The sequence below is a fragment of the Colwellia sp. 12G3 genome (assembly GCF_002836775.1).
Taxonomy (GTDB): Bacteria; Pseudomonadota; Gammaproteobacteria; order Enterobacterales; family Alteromonadaceae; genus Colwellia.
On sequence record NZ_PJAQ01000017.1, the window covers coordinates 532733 to 558999 of the forward strand.

22 protein-coding genes and 4 tRNA genes are annotated in these 26267 nt (G+C 37.4%); 7 read left to right on the top strand and 19 right to left on the bottom strand.

What is annotated here, in order from left to right; all coding sequences use genetic code 11:
* Window positions 1-75 precede the first annotated feature (75 nt).
* Together CXF71_RS07790 and CXF71_RS07795 are read left to right on the top strand one after the other, a co-directional pair.
* On the top strand, window positions 76-1110 hold the full coding sequence (locus tag CXF71_RS07790) for a peptide ABC transporter ATP-binding protein (protein ID WP_101232376.1): 1035 nt from the start codon (window positions 76-78) through the stop codon (window positions 1108-1110).
* A gap of 1 nt (window position 1111) precedes the next feature.
* Window positions 1112-1888 carry a peptide ABC transporter ATP-binding protein gene (locus tag CXF71_RS07795; RefSeq protein ID WP_101232377.1) on the top strand — a complete coding sequence of 259 codons (777 nt, stop codon included), beginning with the start codon at window positions 1112-1114 and terminating at the stop codon, window positions 1886-1888.
* Between the two features lie 237 nt (window positions 1889-2125).
* On the opposite strand, the gene CXF71_RS07800 is transcribed toward CXF71_RS07795, so the two are convergent.
* From CXF71_RS07800 to CXF71_RS07845, 10 genes are all read right to left on the bottom strand, one after another.
* Window positions 2126-4042, bottom strand: a complete 1917-nt coding sequence (locus tag CXF71_RS07800; protein ID WP_101232378.1) for a SurA N-terminal domain-containing protein — start codon at window positions 4040-4042, stop codon at window positions 2126-2128.
* 212 nt (window positions 4043-4254) lie between these two features.
* Complete coding sequence (gene hupB / locus CXF71_RS07805; RefSeq protein ID WP_011044534.1) at window positions 4255-4527, bottom strand: nucleoid-associated protein HU-beta; 273 nt, start codon at window positions 4525-4527, stop codon at window positions 4255-4257.
* A gap of 297 nt (window positions 4528-4824) precedes the next feature.
* Entirely contained in the window at window positions 4825-7170 is a 2346-nt protein-coding gene (lon, locus tag CXF71_RS07810) for an endopeptidase La (protein WP_101232379.1), read from the bottom strand.
* Between the two features lie 220 nt (window positions 7171-7390).
* Window positions 7391-8665 carry an ATP-dependent protease ATP-binding subunit ClpX gene (gene clpX / locus CXF71_RS07815; protein ID WP_101232380.1) on the bottom strand — a complete coding sequence of 425 codons (1275 nt, stop codon included), beginning with the start codon at window positions 8663-8665 and terminating at the stop codon, window positions 7391-7393.
* A 74-nt stretch (window positions 8666-8739) separates the two neighbouring features.
* Complete coding sequence (gene clpP, locus CXF71_RS07820) at window positions 8740-9363, bottom strand: ATP-dependent Clp endopeptidase proteolytic subunit ClpP (RefSeq protein WP_269800802.1); 624 nt, start codon at window positions 9361-9363, stop codon at window positions 8740-8742.
* A gap of 149 nt (window positions 9364-9512) precedes the next feature.
* Complete coding sequence (gene tig, locus CXF71_RS07825; RefSeq protein ID WP_101232382.1) at window positions 9513-10820, bottom strand: trigger factor; 1308 nt, start codon at window positions 10818-10820, stop codon at window positions 9513-9515.
* 416 nt (window positions 10821-11236) lie between these two features.
* Window positions 11237-11313: transfer RNA gene (locus tag CXF71_RS07830), tRNA-Pro, on the bottom strand.
* A gap of 47 nt (window positions 11314-11360) precedes the next feature.
* A tRNA-His gene (locus CXF71_RS07835) sits at window positions 11361-11436 on the bottom strand.
* A gap of 24 nt (window positions 11437-11460) precedes the next feature.
* A tRNA-Arg gene (locus tag CXF71_RS07840) sits at window positions 11461-11537 on the bottom strand.
* A 35-nt stretch (window positions 11538-11572) separates the two neighbouring features.
* Window positions 11573-11649, bottom strand: a tRNA-Pro gene (locus CXF71_RS07845).
* Window positions 11650-12329: 680 nt separating this feature from the next.
* On the opposite strand from CXF71_RS07845, the gene folD reads away from it, so the two are divergent.
* A complete protein-coding gene (folD, locus tag CXF71_RS07855; RefSeq protein ID WP_101232384.1) occupies window positions 12330-13187 on the top strand; it encodes a bifunctional methylenetetrahydrofolate dehydrogenase/methenyltetrahydrofolate cyclohydrolase FolD in 858 nt (285 codons plus the stop codon).
* A gap of 119 nt (window positions 13188-13306) precedes the next feature.
* Here folD and cysS read toward each other — a convergent pair whose 3' ends face one another.
* Window positions 13307-14716: a cysteine--tRNA ligase gene (gene cysS / locus CXF71_RS07860; protein WP_101232385.1), complete on the bottom strand. Its 1410-nt coding sequence runs from the start codon at window positions 14714-14716 to the stop codon at window positions 13307-13309.
* A gap of 163 nt (window positions 14717-14879) precedes the next feature.
* Between cysS and CXF71_RS07865 the strand changes: the two genes are divergently transcribed.
* Together CXF71_RS07865 and CXF71_RS07870 are read left to right on the top strand one after the other, a co-directional pair.
* The gene (locus CXF71_RS07865; RefSeq protein ID WP_101232386.1) at window positions 14880-15371 is read left to right on the top strand and encodes a peptidylprolyl isomerase; all 492 of its coding nucleotides are present in this window, start codon (window positions 14880-14882) and stop codon (window positions 15369-15371) included.
* A 15-nt stretch (window positions 15372-15386) separates the two neighbouring features.
* Window positions 15387-16133 (top strand): UDP-2,3-diacylglucosamine diphosphatase, encoded by a 747-nt coding sequence (locus CXF71_RS07870; RefSeq protein WP_101232387.1) that lies wholly within the window; start codon window positions 15387-15389, stop codon window positions 16131-16133.
* Between the two features lie 82 nt (window positions 16134-16215).
* Here the strand turns inward: CXF71_RS07870 and miaE are convergent, their stop codons facing one another.
* Window positions 16216-16992: a tRNA isopentenyl-2-thiomethyl-A-37 hydroxylase MiaE gene (miaE, locus tag CXF71_RS07875; RefSeq protein WP_101232388.1), complete on the bottom strand. Its 777-nt coding sequence runs from the start codon at window positions 16990-16992 to the stop codon at window positions 16216-16218.
* A gap of 121 nt (window positions 16993-17113) precedes the next feature.
* Here miaE and CXF71_RS07880 point away from each other — a divergent pair, with 121 nt between their 5' ends.
* Window positions 17114-17419, top strand: coding sequence for a hypothetical protein (locus tag CXF71_RS07880; RefSeq protein WP_101232389.1), 306 nt, complete (start codon window positions 17114-17116; stop codon window positions 17417-17419).
* Window positions 17420-17635: 216 nt separating this feature from the next.
* Complete coding sequence (locus CXF71_RS07885; RefSeq protein ID WP_101232390.1) at window positions 17636-18235, top strand: Yip1 family protein; 600 nt, start codon at window positions 17636-17638, stop codon at window positions 18233-18235.
* A 133-nt stretch (window positions 18236-18368) separates the two neighbouring features.
* Here the strand turns inward: CXF71_RS07885 and purF are convergent, their stop codons facing one another.
* The 7 genes from purF to CXF71_RS07920 all read right to left on the bottom strand — a co-directional run.
* Entirely contained in the window at window positions 18369-19886 is a 1518-nt protein-coding gene (gene purF / locus CXF71_RS07890) for an amidophosphoribosyltransferase (protein WP_101232391.1), read from the bottom strand.
* Between the two features lie 170 nt (window positions 19887-20056).
* On the bottom strand, window positions 20057-20539 hold the full coding sequence (locus tag CXF71_RS07895) for a CvpA family protein (RefSeq protein ID WP_101232392.1): 483 nt from the start codon (window positions 20537-20539) through the stop codon (window positions 20057-20059).
* A gap of 90 nt (window positions 20540-20629) precedes the next feature.
* Window positions 20630-21244, bottom strand: a complete 615-nt coding sequence (locus tag CXF71_RS07900) for an SPOR domain-containing protein (RefSeq protein ID WP_101232393.1) — start codon at window positions 21242-21244, stop codon at window positions 20630-20632.
* 69 nt (window positions 21245-21313) lie between these two features.
* Window positions 21314-22627, bottom strand: coding sequence for a bifunctional tetrahydrofolate synthase/dihydrofolate synthase (gene folC, locus CXF71_RS07905; RefSeq protein ID WP_101232394.1), 1314 nt, complete (start codon window positions 22625-22627; stop codon window positions 21314-21316).
* Between the two features lie 59 nt (window positions 22628-22686).
* A complete protein-coding gene (gene accD, locus CXF71_RS07910; protein WP_101232395.1) occupies window positions 22687-23544 on the bottom strand; it encodes an acetyl-CoA carboxylase, carboxyltransferase subunit beta in 858 nt (285 codons plus the stop codon).
* Window positions 23545-24016: 472 nt separating this feature from the next.
* The gene (gene truA / locus CXF71_RS07915) at window positions 24017-24796 is read right to left on the bottom strand and encodes a tRNA pseudouridine(38-40) synthase TruA (RefSeq protein ID WP_101232396.1); all 780 of its coding nucleotides are present in this window, start codon (window positions 24794-24796) and stop codon (window positions 24017-24019) included.
* A gap of 88 nt (window positions 24797-24884) precedes the next feature.
* Window positions 24885-26267, bottom strand: a 1383-nt coding sequence (locus CXF71_RS07920) for a FimV/HubP family polar landmark protein (RefSeq protein ID WP_157826708.1), incomplete at its 5' end; no start/stop codon positions are given.

Consider the following 26267-nt stretch of genomic DNA (forward strand, 5'->3'; position numbering starts at 1 on the left):
GAACGTAACAAACAATATACCATTGCTGTCTTTAATATTAACGTATTTGCCTAAAAGAGCGTGTAAGTATAATTTATGAATTTACTCGACATTAGAAACTTATCCATTGAACTAGATACTCCCTCCGGTCGTGTACTGGCGGTAGATAAAGTCAGTTTATCGATAAAAGAAGGCGAATTTCGTGGTTTAGTAGGTGAGTCAGGCTCAGGTAAATCTTTATTAGCACAAGCAATTATAGGTGTTTTGGAAGATAAGTGGCATGTCCATGCTGACCGATTTCATTGGCGAGGCATCGACTTATTACGCCTAACAATTGATGAGCGTAGAGCGTTATTATGTCGTGATATTGCCATGATATTCCAAGAGCCGATGAGTTGCTTAGACCCAACCACTTTGATAGGCGAACAGTTAAGTGAAGCCATTGATACTTCTCAGTTATCAGGTTATTTTTGGCAACGTAAAAAGCAACGTAAAGAAGCGGTAATCAAGTTACTTCACAAGGTAGGTATTAAGAAACATAGCCTATGTATTAATAGCTACCCTCATCAACTCACAGAAGCTATTTGCCAACGTGTGATGATAGCGATAGCTCTCGCGGGTAGACCTATTTTATTAATTGCCGATGAGCCAACAGCCGCAATGGAAAGTACTAATCAAGGACAAATATTTAGATTACTTGCCAACTTAAATCAATTAAAAAACATGTCTATCTTATTGATAAGCCATGATTTAGAAAACCTTACTCATTGGACAAACACTATTACGGTTATGTATAGTGGCCAATTTGTTGAGTCAGGAAGTACAGAGCAAATATTTAATAAGCCTATGCATCCTTATACTCGAGCTTTAGTTGATAGTAGCACTAAGGCTAATCTACAATTACCTTCTAAATCACGCCTTATGACCTTACCGGGTAGTATCCCTCTTTTACAGCATTTACCCATTGGTTGTAGATTAGGCCCTCGATGTCCTAGAGCACAAAAAACTTGTGTCGCGGCACCTAAGGTCAGTAATTTTCATGGTCATAAAGTTAGCTGTCACTTCCCTTTGATCAGAGGAAACCGTAAAAAAGATTCGGTAAAACACAAAGCAGTAAAAGGAATAAACTAAGATGAGTGTTTTATTAGATGTTAAGGAAATAACAAAATCATTTAAACTTAAAGGTCATTGGTATCACAAGCGAAAGTTTACCGCATTATCTCCGTTATCTTTTGCCATTGAAGCAAATAAAACGCTGGCGATTGTTGGTGAAACAGGCTCAGGAAAGTCAACACTAGCAAAAATACTGGTGGGTGCAGAGAGTCCGACTACGGGTAAAATATATTTGAATGGTCAGCTGTTACAGAATCAACGCTTTAAACAGAGGTGTCAGCATATCAGAATGATATTCCAAGACTCTGGTACCACCTTAAATCCTAGTTTAACCATTCAAGAGTTACTCGATGAGCCTTTGATACTTAATACCGAGTTAAATGAAAAAGAACGCCAACAGCTTATTCGTACTACATTACAAAAGGTAGGTTTGCTTGGCGATCATATGAATTTCTATCCTCATATGTTCTCTGGTGGACAAAAACAAAGGATATCGCTCGCTAGGGCTATTATACTGCAACCCCAAGTTATCATCCTAGATGAAGCCTTAGCAGCTTTAGACCCTTCATTACGCTCCCAAATGATTAACTTGTTACTCGATTTACAACAGCAAATGGGCTTAGCTTATATTTTAATTTCTCACAATCTAGGCATTGTTCGCCACTTCAGTGACGATGTAATGGTGATGTCACATGGAAAAGTGGTTGAGTCAGGGAAAACGATTGAAGTAATGCGTAACCCTCAACATAAAGTCACTCAAAAATTAATGATGAGCCAGAACATCCAGCTCAAGTAACCAAGTAACCTAAGGTATTAGCTCTTTCATATTTGCATGAGATAACTGCCCCATACTTTTGCATTATGCCATTTGTATTAATTTAGTGATCAAAATTCAATGAGGATAAATTTTCAAGTTCAACGCATATGATTGAGCAATATAAAACAAAAAAGCCAATAGCAGTTAAATGCTATTGGCTTTTTTAGTTATAAAGTATTTACTTTAAGACAGTTTTCTCGTCTTGCAAATTAATTTCTAGTAAGCGGCTACTGGCTCAGAAACTTCTTTACGTGTAATTTTAGCACCTACTTTTAAAGAGTTAACAAAACTCTGATACGCGGATTGTGCTAATTGAGACGTCTGTTGCTGTCCTAAGTTAGGGTTAGCAGCTGTTTCACTAACACCTACAGCGGTAACTTCAACTAAAGCAAGAGCACCATTGCTTAACGCTACAGTAGACGCTGAAACAACACCGTTAGTTGGGTGTGGTAATACAAAGGCAGCACGACTGATGCTTTGATCAACTTCTGGGCTATAACGAGCAACCTTTTCTTTACTAACAAAACTCGTATTAAGTGCTGTTAGCTGTGACGTTATATCAACACCAGCATTAAAGTCAGCCAATAATAAATCAACCGTTTGTTGAGCTTTTTCGGTAGCTTTTTGATTAACTAATATATCTTTAATTTGTGCTTCTACTTCCACTAAAGGTTTGATGTTAGCTTTTTGGAAAGTATTAAGACGTAATACAAGTACAACACTGTCACTCACTTCAATAAGGTCTGAGTTCATGTTGTCTTGTAAAACAATTTCAGAGAAAGCGGCTTCAATCACTTTACTTTGATCAAAAGGAGCACTATTTCCACTGCGTAGTAACCAAGGAGAAGTTTGTATAGTGGCCTTTATTTCTGCCGCTGCATCTTCTAGGCTATCTGGAAATTCAAAACTGATACGTGCCATTTCTTGCTGTAGCGTAAAGAATTTGTCTTGTGCTTGGTCATTACTTAATTTAGTAAGTAACTCAGCTTTCACATCAACAAACGCTTGAACAGCCTCTTCTTTATACTCGGTTAATTTCAGTACATGATAACCAAAGCTAGTTTTAACTAATGGACTAATCTCACCTACATTAACTAATGCTAAAGCTGCTTCATCAAAATTTTCTTCCATTACGCCTGGCTCAAGCCATTCTAAATCACCACCGTTTTCACCACTAAAAGTATCGTTAGACACTTCTTTTGCTAACACAGCAAAGTCTTCACCTTGCTCAAGTCGAGTTAATACTGCTTGCGCGCTAGTCTTCGCCGCTTCATCATCAGCATTACCATCAATAAATTCAATAAGGATATGAGAAATACGACGCTGAGCTGTTTCAGTAAAACTGGTTAAGTTTTCTTGGTAATAATTCGATAACTCTTCATCAGTAACATTAATGTCTTTAGCAATATCAGCAACATTTAAGCTAATATAATTAACTTTAACTTGTTCTTTATTTTCAAAACGAGCTTGATTGGCTATATAGTAATTATTTACTTCTTCATCCGTTAACACTACATCGTCTTTAAACTGCTGTGCAGAAATTGTTGCGAATCGAATATCACGTGTTTGATTTTGTAACGTCAGTTGTAACTTCTCTTGGTAAGGTAAGTTAAATTCGGTAGCAACTAATGCTTGGCTTAACTGACGACGAGTCATTTCAACGCGTAAGTAATCGCGAAAGTCAGATGATTGAAAGAAACCCGCTTGATTGATAATAGCTAAATAGCGATTGTTATCAAAAGCACCGTCAACTTGGAATTCAGGCATCTTGCGGATCGTTTCTTTTAAACGAAGATCAGACACACGAATAGCGAGTGCTTCACTATTTTGATCGATCAATTTTTCATTAATTAGGTTATCTAAAACACCTTGACGAAAGTTAGCCATATAATTTGCATCATTTGATAATGTATCAAACATTTCTCCAAATTGTTGCGCCATACGGCCACGCTGTGCTTGATAAGCTTTATTAAATGCTTGCTGGCTAATAGCCTCACCATTAACCGTAGCAACTGAGGTATCAACTGAGTTGCTATAACTTCCAACACCGGCGACAGCGAAGGTTAGGATAATCAAACCAAGAATAATTTTGGCAGTCAATCCCTGCGATTTTTCACGAATATCTTCTAACATTAATTTCTCTTTTTTTATGCCTAAAAATCTAGACTTAAGTATCTTTAAATTCAGTTGCTCGCGATTTTAGCAGATGATAAGCATTGCTTGAAGCACAACATGAATTAAATGCAAATTTATTATGATTATTTATTATTACATGGGTCATAAAGTAAAAAACCACCTAAAAAGGTGGTTTTTAATACGCGGTATATCTTAGTCGAAATATGTGACTAGTTACATGCGTCTTTTAATGCTTTACCAGCTTTGAAAGATGGAATTTTTGCAGCAGCGATTTGGATGGTAGCACCCGTTTGTGGGTTACGACCAGTACGTGCAGCACGGTCACGTACTGAGAAAGTACCAAAACCAACAAGAGCTACTTGCTCGCCATCTTTTAATTCATCAGTTACAGCGCCAATAAATGAATCTAATGCACGACCCGCAGCAGCTTTTGAAATGTCTGCACCAGCAGCAATTTTCTCGATTAGTTGAGATTTATTCACAGTGTATACCCCTTCAATTGTTATTATGCAACGCTATCCATTTTATATATGTTATCAATAAAAAATATAACTTTATTGATAACTTCAAGCGTTGAGTTTAGAAAATATTATGCTCTCTAGCTCCCTCAAATTCATCTATATTACAGAGTGAGTAAGGGGTCTAGCGATAAAAGCGTAGTTAACTTACCATAGTTTCAGCGTTTGAAAAGCGATAATTACTATTATTTGCATAATTTTTCTATTTTTTAACCTTTTTTGACCTAAATCATCAAAAAAGGCTAAGCTTTAAGCAAATTATTATTCAGCTTTCCATTGTTCTACAGGGTGTTCAAGCGCAAGAGCAAGAACTTCATCTATCCATTTTACAGGATGAATAGACAACTCAGCTTTAACATTTTCAGGGATTTCTTGTAAATCACGTTCATTCTCATGAGGTATAATTACGGTTTTTATACCACCACGATGCGCCGCAAGTAACTTTTCTTTTAAACCACCTATGGCCAAAACTTCACCACGAAGGGTGATCTCACCAGTCATAGCTACGTCTGCTTTTACCGGATTACCCGTAAGACTTGAAACAAGTGCGGTACACATACCAACACCAGCACTAGGTCCATCTTTTGGTGTTGCTCCTTCAGGAACATGAACATGGATATCACGTTTCTCATAAAAATCTTCATTAATGCGAAGTTTCTCCGTACGACTTCTTACAACCGTCATCGCTGCTTGAATAGATTCTTGCATGACGTCACCTAGTGAACCGGTATAAGTCAGCTTACCTTTACCTGGAACAGAGGCTGTTTCTATGGTCAGTAACTCACCACCGACTTGAGTCCAAGCTAAACCTGTTACCAAGCCAATTCGGTTCTTATCATCTGCTTTACCGTAATCAAAGCGTTGCACACCTAAAAATTCATTTAGGTTTTCTTGATTGATGGTTACTTTCTTTAATTTTTTATCAAGTAAGATTGACTTCACTGCTTTACGACATAATTTAGATATTTCACGCTCTAAACTACGTACGCCCGCTTCACGGGTGTAATAGCGAATAATACCCATGAGAGCACTGTCATCAATATCGATTTCTTTAGCTTTTAAGCCATTTCGCTCAATTTGCTTATCAACAAGGTGCTTACGCGCAATATTAAGTTTTTCATCTTCGGTATAACCTGATAGTCGTATCACTTCCATACGATCTAACAACGGACCAGGGATATCCATACTATTTGAGGTTGCAACAAACATCACATCCGATAAGTCATAATCCACTTCTAGGTAATGATCATTAAAGGTAGTATTTTGCTCCGGATCTAGCACTTCAAGTAATGCTGACGCTGGATCACCACGCATGTCAGAAGCCATTTTATCAATTTCATCCAATAAGAAAAGTGGGTTCTTAACACCTACTTTTGATATTTTTTGAATTAACTTACCAGGTAAAGAACCAATATAAGTACGTCTATGACCACGAATTTCAGCTTCATCACGAACGCCACCTAAGGCCATACGAACATATTTTCGTCCGGTTGACTTAGCAATTGACTGACCAAGTGAGGTCTTACCAACACCTGGAGGACCTACTAAACACAGAATAGGACCTTTTAACTTGCTTACGCGTTGTTGTACGGCTAGATATTCTAAAATACGTTCTTTAACTTTATCTAGGCCGTAATGATCTTCGTCAAGCACTTCTTGAGCAAGAGCAAGATTACGCTTTAATTTACTACGCTTTTTCCAAGGCACATTTATCATACATTCGATATAACTGCGCACTACCGTTGCTTCAGCCGACATAGGCGACATCATTTTAAGCTTTTGCAACTCACCTAAGGTCTTATCCTTAGCCTCACTAGGCATTTGCGCCTCTTCAATACGCTTCGCCATTTGCTCAAGCTCATCAGGAGTGTCTTCTCCTTCATTAAGCTCTTTTTGAATAGCTTTCATTTGCTCATTCAAATAATAATCACGCTGGCTTTTTTCCATTTGTTTTTTAACACGAGTACGAATTTTCTTTTCAACTTGAAGTAAGTCAATCTCGCCCTCCATTAATGCCATCAAGTGCTCTAAACGAACATTTACGTCAAGAATTTCTAGTACTTTTTGTTTGTCAGCTAGCTTAAGAGGCATATGAGCTGCCATGGTATCTGCTAGCTGCTCAGCATCGTCTATACCCGATACCGAAGTAAGAACTTCTGGTGGAATTTTTTTATTAAGCTTTACATAGCCTTCAAACTGAGAAATAGCGGAACGAATCAATACCTCGATATCTTCGTTCACTTCAGTGCTAGGAGTCACATATTCAATTTCAGCACTAAAATATTCTTCGGTCTCAACAAATTTCTTTATCGTCGCTCGTTGTGCACCTTCTACTAATACCTTAACGGTACCATCGGGAAGTTTTAACATCTGCAAAATCGTAGCGACGGTACCTGTGGTATATACGTCATCTGCTTGAGGATCATCAATAGCAGCATCTTTTTGCGCAACAAGAAAGACCTGTTTATCGTTTTCCATGGCTAGATCTAGACAACGAATTGACTTTTCACGACCGACAAAAAGTGGGATAACCATTTGTGGGTAAACAACAACATCTCTTAAGGCTAAAACGGGGATCTCAACGACACCAGATAATTCTTTACTCATTGGCTACTCTTCTTGGGAATTGTTTTAATTAATAGAAAAAATAAAGCTATAGAATCTATATGGGGCTCGGCTGTTAACTTTCAACAAAAGATAAAAAATAAAGAGAAAAACTTGTTAAATTAGCCATAGATCAAAAAAGCCTCAAGTACTAAGTAACTATTATTACTTACTACTTGAGGCTTTTACACTTTATTCTAAATTTTATAACATAACGATAAAATTACTCAGAAGCAGCTTTTTCTTGCTTACTGTCATAAATAACAATCGGTTTGCTTTCACCTTTAATAGTATTTTCATCAACAACAATTTTACTAACATTTTCCATTGATGGTAATTCATACATAGTATCAAGCAAAACAGCTTCAACAATAGAGCGTAAACCACGAGCACCTGTTTTTCTGTCCATAGCTTTACGAGCTATGGCATGTAAAGCGTCAGTTCTAAACTCTAACTCTACATTTTCCATATCAAATAGCGCAGTAAACTGCTTAGTTAAAGCGTTTTTAGGTTCTTGCAATATTTGAATAAGGGCATCTTCATCAAGCTCACGTAAAGTTGCTAAAACAGGTAAACGACCAATAAACTCAGGAATCAAACCATATTTAACTAAATCTTGAGGTTCAACTTCGGCTAAACGATCAGTTAATGATACCTCTTGGTCTTTGCCACGAACTTCCGCACCAAAACCAATACCAGTTCCCGTATGATTACGCTGTTCAACAACTTTATCTAAACCTGCAAACGCTCCACCACATATAAAGAGTATTTTAGAAGTATCTACTTGTAAAAATTCTTGTTGTGGGTGCTTACGACCACCTTGAGGCGGCACTGAAGCGACGGTGCCTTCAATAAGCTTTAATAAAGCTTGTTGAACACCTTCGCCTGAAACATCACGGGTTATAGAAGGGTTATCTGACTTACGTGAAATCTTATCGATTTCATCGATGTAAACAATACCACGTTGAGCTTTCTCTACATCGTAATCACATTTTTGTAATAACTTTTGAATGATGTTTTCAACGTCTTCACCAACATAACCAGCTTCAGTTAATGTTGTGGCATCAGCCATAGTAAATGGTACATCTAATAACCGTGCAAGGGTCTGCGCTAATAGAGTTTTACCACTACCCGTTGGTCCAATAAGTAAAATATTACTTTTACCCAACTCAACACCATTATGAGTATCACCATTTCGCAATCGTTTGTAGTGATTATAAACGGCAACTGCTAATACTTTTTTAGCATGGTCTTGACCAATAACGTATTCATCTAGACTTTCACGAATCTCCATAGGAGAAGGCAAAGCCTCTTTACTTTCTTTTGGCGAAATTTCAGAAATTTCTTCGCGAATAATGTCGTTACACAACTCTACACATTCATCACAAACAAATACTGATGGGCCAGCAATTAATTTACGTACTTCATGTTGGCTTTTGCCACAAAATGAGCAGTAAAGTAACTTACCATTATCGCCACCACTTTTAATATCGGTCATGCCCTACCTCTAAAATTTAATACCAATAAATCCATTTATTACTCAATCTACACCGTTAAGTATACACCGAAATCCTATTTATCGTTACGTTGTTCTAATATGGAGTCAACTAAGCCATATTCAACCGCTGCATCTGCACTTAAAAAGTTATCTCTGTCTGTATCTTTAGAAATTTGTTCTAAAGTTTGGCCAGTATGCTCAGCCATTAAATTGTTAAGTTTATCTTTTATAAATAATATTTCTTTAGCATGAATTTCAAAATCTGAAGCTTGCCCTTGGAAGCCTCCGAGAGGTTGATGAATCATTACTCGAGCATTTGGTAAACAATAACGTTTGCCCTTTTCACCACCTGATAGTAAAAATGCGCCCATACTTGCTGCTTGACCAATACAAACCGTACTAATGTTAGGCTTGATAAACTTCATGGTGTCATATATTGCCATACCCGCAGTGACTGAGCCACCCGGTGAGTTTATATAGAGATAAATATCTTTATCAGGACTTTCAGATTCTAAGAATAATAACTGCGCGATGATCAGGTTAGCCATATGATCTTCAACTTGACCACAAAGGAAGATTACACGTTCTTTTAGTAGTCTTGAATATATATCATATGAACGTTCACCTTTAGCTGTTTGCTCAACAACCATAGGAACTAATGCGCTTTCAATACCTGACGCATTGCTTTGTGATGACACTTGAGATGATCTTTGTGATGTAATTTGAGAATTAAACAAGAGTATACCTTCCCTTAATAAATATAAATGGCCTGTATGTTGCCATACAAGCCATTAAATTTAAGCGATTGCTTAGTTAGTTGTCAATGAAAAACAATGAAAATTAAGCTTTACTTCGCTTCTGGGTTCATTATTTCATTGAAACTAGCTTTTTTATCAGAAACTGTAGCTTTTTCAACTAAAAGTTCAACAGCTTGTTCTTCTAAAGCAACATTTTGCATCTGCTGCATAAGCTCTTTGTTGTTAGCATAGTATTCGATTACTTCTTTAGGGTCTTCATAAGCAGAAGCTGCAGAAGCAATTAACTCATTTACTTTAGTTTCATCAACTTTAAGTTCATTTATTTTAATCACTTCACCTAAAAGCAAACCAATTTTAACACGACGTTCTGCTTGCTCTGTAAACATTTCAGCAGGTAGTTGTGGTAAGTTTTTAGGGTCCATTTGGCCTTGAAAACGCTGCATAGCTTGTTGACGTAAAACATCAACTTCTTGTGTAACAAGTGCAGTTGGTAAACCAACCTCATGTCCAGCTAACAAACCATCAATAACTTGTGTTTTAACTTTAGCTTTTACTGCTTGAGTTAATTCACGCGTCATATTTTTACTTACTTCAACACGTAAAGCTTCAACACCACCTTCTTCAATACCAAAAAGTTTTGCAAACTCTTCATCAATTTCAGGTAAAATTGGACCTTCAGTTTTATGAATAACGATATCAAACTCAGCGTCTTTACCTTTAAGGTTTTCAGCATGGTAATCTTCAGGGAAAGTTACCTTGATAGTTCCTTCTTCACCAGCTTTCATGCCAGTAACTTCTTTCTCAAAACCAGGGATCATACGACCAGCGCCTAGTTCAAGTTCAAAACCTTCAGCTTTACCACCTTCAAACTCTTCACCGTCAACACGACCAGTGAAATCAAGTGTTAATTTATCGCCTGTTTTAGTTTTACGTTTGTTTTCTTTCCATGTTTGATGTTGCTTTTGTAGCGTAACAAACATTTCATCTAAATCGGCATCAGTCACTTCTACTTGTGGACGCTCAATAGCGATTTTGTCTAAATCTTTTAATTCAACTACAGGGTACACTTCAAAAGTTGCTTCAAACTCTAATGCTTTACCATCTTCATTGCTTTTAGCAACAAACGAAGGGCGACCAGCTGGATTGATTTTTTCTGCAACGATAGCATCAACAAAGTTACGCTGCATGATTTCACCAGCAACTTCTTGACGTACTGATTTACCAAAGCGTTTCTGAACTACTGACGGTGGTACTTTACCTGGACGGAAACCATTAATACGCTGTGTTTTACTGATTTGACGAAGACGGTTCTTTACTTCTACATCTACTTTTTCGGCTGGAACAGAAATAGTCAGACGACGTTCCAAACCTTGTGTAGTCTCAACTGAAACTTGCATTTAAATACCTCAAAAACTTAGCGTATTACGCTTTATACGCATCAAATTAATAGTCAACACCTTTGATAAAACTTACCAAATTTGTGACAAAATGATGCCCTGTTACAAAAATATGACGCCGAATTATAGCGAGGGCAAAAAAAAGTTGCAAGGTGTAAGTTTAACCAATCAAGAAATTATTAACTATTCAGTGGCTATGGCTAACATTTGAGCAAATCATAATTTTATCTGTAGCTATGATTTTTTTAGAGGTAATAGCTTTTACTAAACTTAAGATGAGAAAGTATGTGCTATAAAATGATATTGATAGTTTGTTGGGATGAAACAGGGATAACAGATGTTTTATAGAGATATTGGATAGGAAATTAAGAACTGTATATTAAATAGGGTTTAATATATTTTTTGAAAAATTAAAGTGGTCGGTGATGCAAGATTCGAACTTGCGACCCCTTGGACCCAAACCAAGTGCGCTACCAAGCTGCGCTAATCACCGACAAATACTTTTCAATAATTTATTAGTTGGAACTAATAAAATAAAGATGGGGTGGCTAAAGGGACTTGAACCCTCGACAACCGGAATCACAATCCGGGGCTCTACCAACTGAGCTATAGCCACCATAACATTTCCATACCTAATGTATGGTGCGCCCTGCAGGATTCGAACCTGCGACCCACGCCTTAGAAGGGCGTTGCTCTATCCAGCTGAGCTAAGGGCGCACATTTACCTACATAGGCATCCCACTATTTAAAAGTGGTCGGTGATGCAAGATTCGAACTTGCGACCCCTTGGACCCAAACCAAGTGCGCTACCAAGCTGCGCTAATCACCGTTTTTATGCTGTTGTAACAAGCAGTAAACTGTCTCGTTTCAACGGATGCGGATATTACCGACTTGCTTACCTTCCGTCAAACCTTTTTTATAAATAAATAACTGTTCGGTCACTTTTAACACAAGTCGCTGTATTCTTCAGCGACGAGCTATTGTTTTGTGGTTTATTTGAGCGACTAATCAATGATGATTATTTCAACTTTATTTATAAAACGATTAGCCATTAAAATAACTTTCAACTGGATTGTGCATATTACTTATTTTCGATATAGAGTTAAAATATTTTTCCGTTACCAATCATGATGTATTTTGCATCGTTTATGAATCTTTTTAGTTTTTGGCACTATGATTTAAACAGTGTTATATCCGACTTAATGATTACAACAATAAAATGGTCTAGCTCAGCACCTTTTACGATATTTTTACATAAAAAAGTCACTAACGGTATTAGTATTAAGTACTTATCCTTCGATACTCTTTCATTTGAAAAACTCGCTATGATGCTTATCAAAGCTGACTATTGTATACAATATCAAGGCGAGCGGATGTAAAGGTATCCTGTTATATAACGTTACTTATCTCTCGGTGATACTAAGTAAAGTAAACCTACAATACAGCTGTAGTTTGTGGCAAAATAACGGTGTTTTTTTTATTACTTAATCCAAGGCTAACAGCAGAGTTATGACAGCATCATTGATCGATGGCAAAGTAATTGCCAAACAACTTAGAGATACAGTTAAAGAAAAAGTTAGCTTACGTATTAGTAAGGGCTTAAGAGCACCTGGTTTAGCCGTTATCCTCGTAGGTTGCGATCCTGCATCACAAGTATATGTAGGTAGTAAGCGTAAAGCATGTGAAGAGGTTGGTTTTCTATCTCGATCTTATGATTTACCTATAACCACGTCTGAGCAAGAATTACTAAGCCTAGTCACTGAATTAAATAACGATGACTCTATCGACGGTATCTTAGTGCAACTGCCTTTACCAAAAGGTTTAAATGCTGATTTAATTATCGAGCATATCAATCCACTTAAGGATGTTGATGGCTTTCATCCATCTAATGTTGGAAAATTAGTATTAAGACAGCCGGGTTTAAGACCTTGCACACCCAAAGGTATTATCACGCTAATTGAGTCAACAGGTATAGACCCTAAAGGTTTAGATGCACTTGTTATTGGTGCCTCAAACATTGTCGGTCGACCTATGGGTTTAGAACTATTACTGGCCAAGTGCACGGTAACAACTACGCATCGTTTTACTAAAGATTTAGAAGGTAAAGTGCGCAATGCGGATATTATTGTAGTAGCGGTTGGTAAGCCTGGCTTTATTCCTGGGGAGTGGATTAAAGAAGGCGCTATCGTCATTGATGTAGGTATTAATCGTCTAGATAATGGTAAATTGGTTGGCGATGTTGATTTTGATACCGCGAAAGAAAGAGCCTCATTTATCACCCCCGTTCCTGGTGGTGTTGGACCAATGACAGTAGCAAGTCTAATTGAAAATACACTCATTGCTTGTCAGCAAGCAACTAATTCATAGATTATTGCATAATTATTAGCCTAATCAAATTTAAAGCTTTGCAATTAAAAAGGGTGAACACGATAGTGCTCACCCTTTTTATTACCTATAACTCTGTTTAAAGACGCTTAAATGACGCTTTAAGCTTTACGCCAGGTTGTTTTACCTGCGCTATCCTCTAAGACAATCTTCATGGCATTAAGTTTGTCACGTGCGTCATCCGCAAGTGGCCAGTTTTTATCAATACGCGCTTGATTACGTTGTACAATAAGCGCTTCAATTATCGCTACTTCATCATTGTCATTTTCACCTTGCAAGAAAGCTGCAGGATCAAGCTGTAATAAACCGATAACCTTGCCCAGTGTCACTAACGTTGAAGCTAAATCACTTGCTAAAACATTATTATTGTCAGTCTTGGCAACATTTAACTCTTTAGAAATTTCAAAAAACACCGCTAATGCTTGTGGTGTATTGAAATCATCATCCATCGCTTGGCAAAACTGCTTAACAAAACTTGACTCTCGATCCAGCACATAATCGCTTTGTATATTTACATCTCGTAGTGAAGTATAAATACGTTCTACCGATGCTCTTGCCTGCGTTAAATTATCAACTGAGTAGTTTAACTGACTACGATAATGACCTGTGGTTAAGAAAAACCGCACAGTTTCAGCATCGTACTGCGCCAATACATCACGTATAGTGAAAAAATTCCCTAACGATTTGGACATTTTCTCTTGGTCAACTTGCACCATACCTGTGTGCATCCAGTAATTCACATAAGGAGTATCTAGAGCGCAACAGCTTTGTGCTATTTCATTTTCATGATGAGGGAAGGTTAAGTCAGATCCTCCACCGTGAATATCAAAATGATGACCTAGTTCTTTAGCATTCATTGCTGAACATTCAATATGCCATCCTGGACGACCTTCTCCCCAAGGTGATGACCAACTTGGCTCTCCTGGTTTAGCCGATTTCCATAAGACAAAATCAAGCGGATTATTTTTATTCAGATCAATTTCGACACGAGAGCCCGATTGTAATTGTTCTAGGTTTTGTCCGCTAAGCTTACCGTAGTCAGCATAACTAGACACATCAAATAATACATCGCCCTGCCCTGTAGTCTTAGCGTTATCGCCTGCTACATAGGCATGTTCTTTAGCCACCAAGGTTTTAATCATAGCAATGATCTCATCCATGTGCGTAGTGACTCTTGGCTCCAAATCAGGTCTAGCCATATTAAGTGAATCAAAATCTTGATGCATAGCTGAGATTGTTCGTTCAGTTAATGCTTCAGGTGTTTCATTATTTTCATTAGCACGATTGATTATTTTATCTTCAACATCGGTGATGTTACGTACATAGTTAACATCGTAGCCAGAAAAGCGTAAGTAACGGGCAATATTGTCAAAACTAATGTAGGTTCTACCGTGGCCTATATGGCATAAATCATAAACTGTGCAACCACAAACATATAAGCCTACTTTACCTGGATTAATTGGTGTAAAGGTTTCTTTTTGACGACTTAGCGTGTTGTAAATTTGCAACATGATATTTTATGACTCCTACTGAGTAGTTTCTATTGGATAAGTTATAGATTGTACCTGAACAAATCTAAAGGATCATCAATACTAATGCACTTTATAGCAAGTTAGCGTACAATTATGGCAATTAATTTACATATTATTTATTAACACTAAACTAGAGACAATTATGATCATACTAAAAACAAACCTTGGCGATATTAAAATTGAATTAGACTTCGAAAACGCCCCTGTTACAGCAAAAAACTTTCAGCAATATGTAGAAGAAGGTCATTACAATGGCACCGTTTTTCATCGTGTAATTAAAGGTTTTATGGCACAAGGTGGTGGTTTTGCTCCAGGTTTAGAAGAAAAAGAAACACGCGCTAGCATTAAAAATGAAGCAAACAATGGTTTAAGTAATAAACTAGGTAGCTTAGCAATGGCCAGAACACAAGAGCCGCATTCTGCCTCTGCTCAATTCTTCATTAATTTAACTGATAATAACTTCTTAGATTTCACTAGTGAGTCAGTGCAAGGCTGGGGATATTGTGTTTTTGGTAACGTTGTTGAAGGTATGGACATCGTTGACAAGATGGCTTTAGTTGAGACAGGTAATTTGCATGGCCATGGTGACGTGCCAAAAGAAGATATCTTAATTGAATCGGCTATTGTTGAATAATCTTAGCCGCCAGTGATGATTGACAATAATAGAACAGCAATAAGTTATTTTATTGCTGATTTACACCTAAGCGAAAACAGGCCTGATATCAGTGCCTGTTTTTTACGTTTTTTGAAAAATGATGCGATAGAAGCTGAAAAGCTCTATATCCTTGGCGACCTCTTTGAAGCTTGGGTTGGCGATGATGATGATAGCCCCTACCTTAAAACAATAGCTAAGGCACTGACTACGCTAAGCCAGTCAGGGACAAAAATTTATTATATTCATGGCAATAGAGATTTCCTTTTAGGCAAACGTTTCGCTATACAAGCAAGCATGAAGCTTCTACCTGAAATAGATACTATCGACCTTTATGGTCAACATGTTGTCATAATGCACGGTGATACTTTATGCACACGTGATATTGACTACCAGGTATTTAGAAAAAAATCTCGTTCTTGGTGGTGGCAAGCAGCAGTAAAAAGCCTACCTTTATTTATTCGTAAAAAAATGGCGGCTAATTACAGAAAACAAAGTACAGCTGCAACGGCAATGAAATCACAAGAAATTATGGATGTTACTGAAAGTGAAGTAATCGACTGTCTTGAAAAATATAAAAGCCAATTGTTAATTCATGGACACACACACCGACCCGCTATTCATAGTGTATCAGCCAATGGCGAAGACGCTGAACGTATAGTTTTAGGTGATTGGTATGAACAAGGTGCATGGTTAAAAGTCACACCAGACTCTATTGAGTTACTAAACCAGCCGTTAATTTAATTATTTGTGTACTTTATTTTTAATTGTTACCAGTAATATAACGGACAACACAAGTTAACCGTTATGTTATTGTTTTCCAAAATTATATAGGGCTCCCAGAGTGAAATTTAAAGTCCTCATCGGGCGATGATATTAACTCTGCCTCGACCTTTGCAAAATAAGCTATCCTCTCATTAATATCTTTCCCCGCTACTTGTTCAGCTAACGTCAAGTAATCTTGATAATGACGCGCTTCTGAGCGCAATAGCGAGATATAAAATTTATTCAAATCATCATCTAAGTGAGGAGCCAATTTAGCAAAACGCTCACATGAGCGAGCTTCTATAAAAGCACCAACAATCAATTTATCAACCAATGCATCAGGTTCAAACGTCTTTACATGTTTTAGCATGCCTTTAGCATAACGACCTGCAGTGATGCCATCAAAAGGAATATCTCGCTTGACCATAATCTCTAGTACTTGATAAAAGTGATGTAACTCTTCTTTTATTAAAAGTACCATTTTATCAATCAAGTTTTGGCTAAATGGCGACTTTCCCTGAGCATTACTACTTTTCGGTAAAATAGCTTTGGAAAGGTTGTTTTTATTGGCAAGTAACGCTAAATCGCCCTTCTTCCGATATAAAAAATCTTCATAAGGTTCAAACCATTCAAGCAATACATTAGTACTATCTTTATCAACAGCATACTTTCGAATGAGGTACATAGCTGTTTGCCCTGCTTTAAGCTCACAGGCAAGATGATCTCGTAAAATTATCGGTAAATTTTCTTTTTTCTTTGCTTCATCTATCCAGGAATCAGGTGTTTCGCACGATAAAAAGTTTAATATTGGTATTAGGAGTTGCTCTGCTTCGGTCATCAGTTTATCTCAGCTTTAATCGATTGGTTGCTTCGAGGAAATATTTTCATGACGCTATTTTAAAAGTCTATTTCTTGAGATACTAGCAAAATCGGATTTTTACTTAACATAGGTCAAATTTATGCCCTCAATTATAAAGAAAAAAATTACAAGTAAGAATGCAGGTCAAAAACTTGTTAAAAAACACGATAAGTTGGTGCATAGTGAAAATATGAAAGTTGCTTCTCATGTACAACGAGAGAAAGATGACTGGGTAATCAATACACTGATATTAAATAACCTCGACGTTCCCTTCAAATATAAACGTAAAAAACTTTATCAAAGCTTGCAAGGACAAAGGGTGAACCTTACTTATTATGCTGAAACTGAAACTGTTGCTGGTTTTAGTATTGAGGTGATGTCTGTAGTACGAATCAAAGTTAGTTAGCATATCCCCAAAGTCCCCCTCCTTATCGCATAAAATTATTAAAAACACATTACATAGAGCTTTATTGTTTATTTTTCAATCAAAACTTGACTGTTCACCTTATATCTTTCATAAATAAGGGAGTAATAATAATAGTGCTAATAGCTTAAAATACTTAGAATTGTGTATTTTATCTACAAAGTACTGGTCGAATACTTAAGTGCGAGAGGATTGATTATGATACTAAACCACATCTGGGGGCTGTATGCCCATCCTAAAGAAGAATGGCATGTTATTGAAAAGCGTCATGAAAGCTTAAGTTATAGCTTGATGCACATATTGACAATAGCGCTGATCCCAGCAATATGTTGCTACTATGCTGCTGCTTATATTGGTTGGACTATTGGCGTAGGTGATCCGATAAAAATAAGTATTGCAAGCGCTCAAATAATGGCTGTTAGCATGTACTTCGGCTTAGTTTTTGGTGTGTTCGCTTTAGCTTACCTAATCCAATGGATGGCGAAAACTTTTGACTCCAAACCTGATTTTGTACAAGCTCTTGAACTGGCAGCCTACACTGCAACACCCTTACTCATGGTCGGTATTACGGCGTTATTCCCAGTGTTATGGTTTGTTGCCTTAGCAGGTATTGCTGCAGTTGCTTATTCTATCTACCTTTTATATTCAGGTGTTCCTATTATGATGAATATCCCAGAGGAGAAAGGTTTTATCTACTCAAGCTCGGTAGTAACAGCTGGTTTAGTTTTATTAGTTACCTTAATGGCATTTACCGCAATGATGTGGACTATGGGATTTGGCCCTGAATTTGTTTCTTAGTTAGCCTAAATAATAAAGTTACTTAATGAATAACTTATAAATTAAAAAGCCTTATTTCTCAAATAGAAATAAGGCTTTTTTTTGCAGTGTATATTTAAAGTAACCAGGGAAAAACTAAGTTTTACTTAATTATTTACTCTGCACCTTCGTTATACATATCAATAATAGAATCAGCATCTTTATCTGATTCTTCTTTGCTAGTATTGTTACGTAACGCATCTAACCTTTCTAAGTATTCCTGATTAATATCATTGGTTACGTAGTTACCATCAAACACCGAAGTATCAAATCTTTTTATTTCAGGATTACCGCTACCAACGGCAGCGATTAAATCACCAATAGATTGATAGATTAACTTATCTGCGCCAATTAAATCACAAATATCATCTAATTCACGACCATGTGCAATTAATTCATTAGCACTTGGCATATCAATACCATAAACATTAGGAAATCTTACTTCTGGTGCAGCTGAAGCAAAATACACTTTATTAGCACCAGCAGAACGTGCCATATTAATTATTTGTTCAGAGGTTGTTCCGCGAACAATTGAATCATCTACAAGTAAAACATTTTTACCCTTAAACTCAGTGGTAATAGCATTAAGCTTTTGACGTACTGACTTCTTACGTTGCTCTTGACCAGGCATAATAAAAGTACGGCCAATATAACGGTTTTTAACAAAACCTTGACGGTAAGGTAAGTCGAGATGATGCGCTATTTGTAACGCGATATCGCAGGATGTTTCTGGAATTGGAATAACCACATCAATATCAACATCTTGCCATTCTATAGCAATTTTCTCACCTAATTTAGTTCCCATTTCTACACGAGATGCATAAACAGACATTTTGTCCATCGTTGAATCAGGTCGAGCGAAATAAACAAACTCAAAAATACATGGGCTATAAATAGGATTTTCAGCACATTGCTGACTGTGAATTTGGCCACTTTCAGAGAAAAATATTGTCTCTCCTGGAGCAACATCTCGTACAAAATCAAAAGAACATGCATCTAGCGCTACTGATTCAGAGGCAACCATATATTCAACGCCTAATTCAGTCTCACGCTTACCAAAAACTAAAGGACGGATACCATTCGGATCACGAAAAGCAATCATACCGTGACCAACAATTAGCGCTACAGTCGCATAGGCACCACGAACACGTTTATGTACTTTTGCTACTGCTGTAAAAATATCATCAGGGGTAAGCGTAATATTTTTACTTTGCTGTAATTCATGCGCCAAAATATTTAGTAAAACCTCAGAATCTGAGGTGGTATTAACATGACGACGTGCTTCGTTAAATAACCATGTTCTTAATTCTTCAGCATTAGTTAAATTACCATTATGCGCTAATGATAATCCAAATGGCGAGTTTGCATAAAAAGGTTGTGCTTCTGAAGAGCTAGAAGTGCCGGCTGTTGGATAGCGAATATGGCCAATACCAATGTTACCCTGCAAACGAAGCATATGACGGGTATGAAAAACATCTTTCACCAAGCCATTGCCTTTTCTCAGCCTGAACATATTATTATGAATTGTTACAATTCCTGCGGCATCTTGACCACGATGCTGAAGTACAGTTAGTCCGTCATATATATGCTGACTAACAGGGGTTTTACCGACAATACCAACAATGCCACACATAAAATTCTCTCCACAAAAAAAACACTGACAATATTTATGAAACTAAGGCTGTTGCTTAGGATGGCGTTAACCATCATATAAATATTGAATTAGAGGATATTGAAATAATATCTTATAAAATTACTGTATACGGAATGACTCCGCATGAACTTAGTCATTACGAACAACAACTAAGTTATATAACTTGATGACCCTTTAAGGTATTCAAAAAACCATTCTACGACTAATTTGAACTCAGGAATTAATTGAGAGCTTTTCCACCACACTGTATTTTCTGCACCAGTAAAAGCATCAACAAAAAAGATCACTGCACTAATAATAAGTACGCCACGAAGCGCTCCAAAAACGAGCCCTAATATACGGTCTGTACCGGAAAGCCCTGTTTTACTGACCAATTGCCCAATGAGATAATTAACTAAAGCGCCAAGCACTAGCGTTGTTATGAAAAGAATGGCAACGGCGGCAGCATTACGCAAGAATTGATCAGAAATATTCGTTAAGAGATTGGCTAGGTTTGCATAAAAGGTGCTGGCAATGAAAAAAGCACTGATCCAAATCACTAAAGATACCGCTTCTTTTGCAAAGCCTCGTATCAAACTAACTAGTGTTGATAAGCCTATAATGGCCAAAATGGTGTAATCTATCCAAACCATAACTTCGGTGTCTCGTTGAGTTTCTCTAAATTAGAGGCGCGCATTCTACCAGAATTAGCCAAATAATGCCTAGCATTTTATAAAAGTCTGTTACTTATTTGGCTCAAAATACGCAACTTTACCTTGGATACCGGTGAGTGTATTCAGTGCTGGTAATTTTTTAATCAGCGATGATTTTATCAACTCTGGCCCTATAATGACCTTAGTCAATGTACCTTGCTTGGTTTTTATAGGCTTAGTAAAGGCAATATAGCCTTTAGATTTTAGTTTTATTAATAACTGGGCAACATTGTCTTTATTCTTGAAGCTACCTAAATGGATAACCCAAGCTTCTTTAGCAATCGCGCTTTCAGGTAAGGTGTTATTTGCCTTACTAACTATTTCCTCAGGTGGTTTTATTATAGCTTTTGCTATTATCTCTTCGACTTTAGAGTCTTGCTTCGTGATTTCAGGGGCCAAATGGTCACTAACATCTTCATCAATAGCTTGCTCATTTGTGATTGGCGTAATACTTTTTCGTACTAATTTATCATCAGGGAATGGTTTATTTGTCAATTTACCCGAAAAGACCTCCGCTTTTGGGATAGCTTCAAAATCATCTTGGTGCTGTTTTTTCTCACCATCAAGTAAATCAGGTAAAAAAATGATAACCACTGCTGCAACGATGATAGTACCTACAAGGCGATTTTGAAACGGTGTAGACAAGGGACACTCCTAATTAAATACAACTTAACCTATTCGGAAAAATTTATTCGGTAAATGAATACTATTCGACTAACAAACAGTTAGCTGAGTTCTGATTTTCGCAACAGTAAAGAATGACCCAAAAACAAGAATTAAGTCATTCTCATTTGCCTGCTTATTTGCCATTTTAAAGGCCTCATCTACATTGTCAAAACAATTTACCGCATCAGTGAATACTGCTAACTTACTTACCATGGTTTCTTTTGTGGCAGCCCTTGGCACACTTAGCGCTCCAGTATACCAAAAGTCGATCTCATCTTTAAGTGGCTGTAAAGTTGCACTAATGTCTTTATCGCTCAACATGGAAACTACGGCATAAACCTTTTGATAGCCAGCTTGATTTTTTACCTTTTTGAGGTAACCAGCAAGGTAACGGGCAGCCTGTGGGTTATGCCCTACATCGAGAATGACATCACAATGACCTATTTTTTTTATTAATTCTGTTCGCCCTGCGACCTTGGTTATCGAAATCACCTCATTCACAAATTCAGTGGTAAGTGGTAGATTAAGTTTTTCTAATACCATTAGTGCAGTCGCGACATTTTCTCGTGGAATATAACTCTGTTTTAGTGCAGTTAACTGTGTTTGTGTTGTTTGCCAGTTCCATAGGAATTCGCCATTGTTAACGACAAAATCTTGATCACGTAAAAATAATCTCTCACCGTGACTTGCATGCAACTTATAAGCATGGGCTAATACTGACTTAGGTACATTAGTATCACCTATAACAATATCTTGCCCTTGTCGCATGATGCCTGCTTTTTCAAAACCAATACTTTCTCGGTCATTGCCTAGATAACTTTGATGGTCGAGGTCGATGGTAGTGATGACCGCGATATCGGCATCAATAATATTGGTTGCATCTAAGCGACCACCAAGACCCACCTCAAGAATGATAAATCTCGGTTTAGCATGCATCAACACAAGTAATGCAGCTAGCGTTGTGTATTCATAATAACTCAGAGAAATCTCTTTTCGGGCATCTTCAATTCGCTTAAAAGCATCAATTAACGCTTTATCTTGAACATCTTTTTTATTGATTCGAAGTCGCTCATTAAAGCGCTCTATATGAGGAGAGGAATAAACAGCAACACCTTGCTGTGATCCAATAATATCGCAGCTAAGCAAGGCGTTTTCGATAAAGGCACAGGTGGTACCTTTACCGTTAGTGCCCGCAACCGTAATAACTTTAGCAAAACTTAAATCAATAGCTAAACGCTCTGCTACACTGCCAATTCGAGATAAACCAAGTTCTATCTCACTGCTATGTAGGTTTTCTAAATAATAAAGCCACTGATCGAGATGAGTAAAATCTTGATAGTGGCTTGAATTGTATTTTGACATTTATTCGATCAACAAGTGATTAGAGAAAAGAGACGATAACGTCTCTTAGTAGATATAACTTACGAAACAACGCTAGGTTGACCCATAAACTTACCTAACATACGCGCTAAAGTAACTCTCATTTCACGACGATCGATAATCATATCAATAGCGCCTTTTTCTAATAAGAATTCACTGCGTTGAAAACCTTCAGGCAATTTCTCTCTAACAGTTTGCTCAATAACACGTGGGCCAGCAAAACCAATAAGTGCTTTAGGCTCAGCAACATTAATGTCACCTAACATAGCTAAACTTGCTGATACACCGCCCATTGTTGGATCCGTCAATACAGACACGTAAGGGAGACCTTTTTCACTCAATTTAGCTAGAGCAGCACTGGTCTTTGCCATTTGCATCAAAGAGAAAAGCGCTTCTTGCATGCGGGCACCGCCACTAGCAGAGAAACAGATAAGTGGTATGTTATGCTCTAAACAGTATTCAGCACCTTTAACAAAACGAGCACCAACAACAGAAGCCATTGATCCACCTAAAAATCCAAATTCAAATGCAGCAACCACAACTGGCATACCATGTAATTCACCCTTCATTACTACGAGTGCATCTTTCTCACCGGTATTTTTTTGAGCTGCACTAAGACGATCTTTATATCGTTTTGAGTCTTTAAACTTTAAGATATCTTGTGCTTCAAATTCTTCACCTAATTCCATACGGTTATTTTGGTCAAGAAAGCTATCAATACGTTTACGTGCACTGATACGCATATGGTGATCACATTTAGGGCATACTGAAATTTGACGCTCTAATTCAGCTTTATAAAGCACTGCATTACATGAAGTACATTTACTCCAGACACCTTCAGGAATGTTACTTTTTTGTGTCGTTTTTGCTTTCGGGAGAATTTTTTCTATCCAGCTCATAATTTTATTTTGGCCTGTTGCAACGAAATATCTGTCGGTTTATTGATGGAGATACTCCATCAAACTCTATTTCAAACTAGTCTATATCCATTCCACTTGAAGATGCTCGTTTCAGGAAATCTGAGCGAATCATAATCAAGACACATTTTTTTTTAAGGGTTATTCCCTTAAAAAATATGTAACGACGAGTATGGTTTGCTCAGGCTTCCCCAAAGGGCTGGTTTATAAACGCTTTATGCTGCGTTATTGATTTCGACAATAGAATAACTATTCTCTTCAATCAATGCCTTACCTAAAGGCGTTTATAATTCCAGCTGAATCCTGCCTCTTCAAGTAGAATGGGTATAATTGTAAACTGCTTATTAAACCATACTATAACCCATACAATATAGAAAAAACTGGTCTGCTCAGTAAATAGTACTCATTTGATTAAATTTTTTATTTATAGTCACTTTATCTATAAAACTTTTACCTATAGAAATAATGGACCTAAACGGCTTTTAGGTAAGTCGAAGTTATCCGGATAATCGACATCAACAAAATATAGCCCTTCTGGTGGTGCAGTAACCCCTGCAACACAGCGATTTTTAGCTAATAATACCTCTTTCATCCACTGTGGTGTTTCTTGTGATTGACCAACTCGCATTAAGCTACCAACAACATTGCGCACCATATGGTGCAAGAAAGCATTAGCTTTAATATCGACAACAAGATAATCACCTTGTCGTGTCACTCGGCAATGCTTCACAGTACGAACAGCAGAATGTGACTGACAATGCACGGTTCTAAAAGAGGTAAAATCATGCTCTCCAAGAAGAAAATCAGCACCTTGCTGCATAAGGTTTTCATCTAAAGCATAGTGGCAATGGCTTATACCGTGACTTAATATTGCAGAACGAAGCGGCTGATTGTAGATGATGTAGCGATAGTTACGAGCAGTAGCGCTGAAGCGTGCATGAAATTCGTCGTCTACTTTTTTTACCCATGCTACAGCAATGTCTGCAGGTAAATGAGTATTTACGCCTAATGTCCAGGCAGTATCTTTGCGTGTTTTTGAAGTATCAAAATGAATCACTTGGTTAGTCGCATTAACACCCGTATCGGTGCGCCCTGCACAAACAACCGCTATTGGTTCATCGGCAATTTTAGACAATGCCTTTTCTAACTTTTCTTGTACCGTAATAACATTATCTTGACGTTGCCAACCACAATAATTTTTACCATCGTACTCAATGCCTAACGCATAACGCATGCAAACCCGCCTTTTCTAGTGAGGAGATTATTTTCGCTGCGTATTATCCTTTATTTTATGCAGTTAGGCTATTGCCAATATTAACGCCTTACAATGAATCTAATAATTCCTGTGCCTCAATTTTCTGGATAACATCGCCTTTTGATAGCACCTCTTGTAAGATCACTTGAGCATTTTCTTCATCACTCATCTCTATGTACATTTTTGCTAAATCTAATTGACTCGACATTGAACCATTTTCATCAACATCAACTCCACTTTCATTTTGAGAAAACTGACCTAAACCGACATCAATATTAGTTTTTTCGTAAGGCTCTGACTTGTCAATCTCCCCTAAACTTTCTGTGAGAAGATCATCAACAGACACGTAATTTTCTCTTGGCTCTACTGTTTGATCGCTTTGGATACCTTCTTCGCCCAAACTGTTATCAATTAAATCATCACCAATGTCATCAAGGGGCTGCTCAATCTCATCTTGCTCAACTGATCTTGCTGCTGACTCCTCTTCAATATTCGCTAATAGTTCATCAAAATCAACATCATCTAACTCACCAATAACATCTAATTCCTCGATCTCTTCTAAATTGTCTTCCTCTGCATCATGCGTTTCAGCTAATAATTCTGCCAAAATATCTTCATCGTTGAAATCAGGTGATAAGGCGATAGACTCAGTTGAAATTTCGTCTACTTGTTCCGCATCTATCTCAAGTGACTCATCTGCTAATAACTGACTTAATTCAGACTCAGTAAAGCCATCATCAACTTGATTATTGAGTGTTTCGTCAATTGATGAGCCTGTTAAGTTATCACCAATATCTTCTCTTTCATCTTGTTGAATACGTTGTGAAGCTTCATCTTTGCTGATGGTATCGGCAATAAGTGCGTCGATGTCTAAATCATCATCTAATTCATCAACGTCATTACTTCCCAGTGTTTCAGGATCTAACTTAACTTCACTTTCTTTAGCCATAATATCGCTAAAATCAGCTGTAAGAAATGGCGTTACATATTCAGCAGTGAATTCGGCAATTTTCGCTTCATTTTCTGCTATTTCTTCTTGAATTCTCTGCTCTTCAGCATTTAACGTACTGCCTTTTTCCATTGTCTTATCAATATCGCTTTGCTCGCCCATTTCCATATCAGATTTTGGCTCACTCATCGTCGCTGGCACATCTTGTTGCGGGGCTGGCACATTACCTGACATTGATTCAAGTAACGCATCAATATCGTCCGGGTCAGTTATATCGATATCTTCGGCTTTTTCGGCGATAGGCTGTTCAACTGCTGGCGCATTACCTGACATTGATTCAAGTAACGCATCAATATCATCCGGGTCGGTTATATCAACATCTTCGACTTTTTCGGCGATAGGCTGTTCAACTGCTGCCGCAGAATTAGCTACGGAATCAAGCAAGGCATCTATATCATCTGGGTCTGTTACATCTGCAGCTTTTTCTTCCGCGGGTGGCGA

Bases quoted from the DNA above. Each gene is read 5' to 3' on its own strand.
- CXF71_RS07795 (WP_101232377.1), top strand. From the start codon at position 1,112: ATGAGTGTTTTATTAGATGTTAAGGAAATAACAAAATCATTTAAACTT.
- folD (WP_101232384.1), top strand. From the start codon at position 12,330: ATGACAGCATCATTGATCGATGGCAAAGTAATTGCCAAACAACTTAGA.
- miaE (WP_101232388.1), bottom strand. From the start codon at position 16,992: ATGACCGAAGCAGAGCAACTCCTAATACCAATATTAAACTTTTTATCG.
- purF (WP_101232391.1), bottom strand. From the start codon at position 19,886: ATGTGTGGCATTGTTGGTATTGTCGGTAAAACCCCTGTTAGTCAGCAT.
- folC (WP_101232394.1), bottom strand. From the start codon at position 22,627: ATGTCAAAATACAATTCAAGCCACTATCAAGATTTTACTCATCTCGAT.
- CXF71_RS07790 (WP_101232376.1), top strand. From the start codon at position 76: ATGAATTTACTCGACATTAGAAACTTATCCATTGAACTAGATACTCCC.
- CXF71_RS07895 (WP_101232392.1), bottom strand. From the start codon at position 20,539: ATGGTTTGGATAGATTACACCATTTTGGCCATTATAGGCTTATCAACA.
- CXF71_RS07885 (WP_101232390.1), top strand. From the start codon at position 17,636: ATGATACTAAACCACATCTGGGGGCTGTATGCCCATCCTAAAGAAGAA.
- tig (WP_101232382.1), bottom strand. From the start codon at position 10,820: ATGCAAGTTTCAGTTGAGACTACACAAGGTTTGGAACGTCGTCTGACT.
- CXF71_RS07800 (WP_101232378.1), bottom strand. From the start codon at position 4,042: ATGTTAGAAGATATTCGTGAAAAATCGCAGGGATTGACTGCCAAAATT.
- CXF71_RS07870 (WP_101232387.1), top strand. From the start codon at position 15,387: ATGATTGACAATAATAGAACAGCAATAAGTTATTTTATTGCTGATTTA.
- accD (WP_101232395.1), bottom strand. From the start codon at position 23,544: ATGAGCTGGATAGAAAAAATTCTCCCGAAAGCAAAAACGACACAAAAA.
- CXF71_RS07865 (WP_101232386.1), top strand. From the start codon at position 14,880: ATGATCATACTAAAAACAAACCTTGGCGATATTAAAATTGAATTAGAC.
- truA (WP_101232396.1), bottom strand. From the start codon at position 24,796: ATGCGTTATGCGTTAGGCATTGAGTACGATGGTAAAAATTATTGTGGT.
- CXF71_RS07880 (WP_101232389.1), top strand. From the start codon at position 17,114: ATGCCCTCAATTATAAAGAAAAAAATTACAAGTAAGAATGCAGGTCAA.
- lon (WP_101232379.1), bottom strand. From the start codon at position 7,170: ATGAGTAAAGAATTATCTGGTGTCGTTGAGATCCCCGTTTTAGCCTTA.
- cysS (WP_101232385.1), bottom strand. From the start codon at position 14,716: ATGTTGCAAATTTACAACACGCTAAGTCGTCAAAAAGAAACCTTTACA.
- clpX (WP_101232380.1), bottom strand. From the start codon at position 8,665: ATGACCGATATTAAAAGTGGTGGCGATAATGGTAAGTTACTTTACTGC.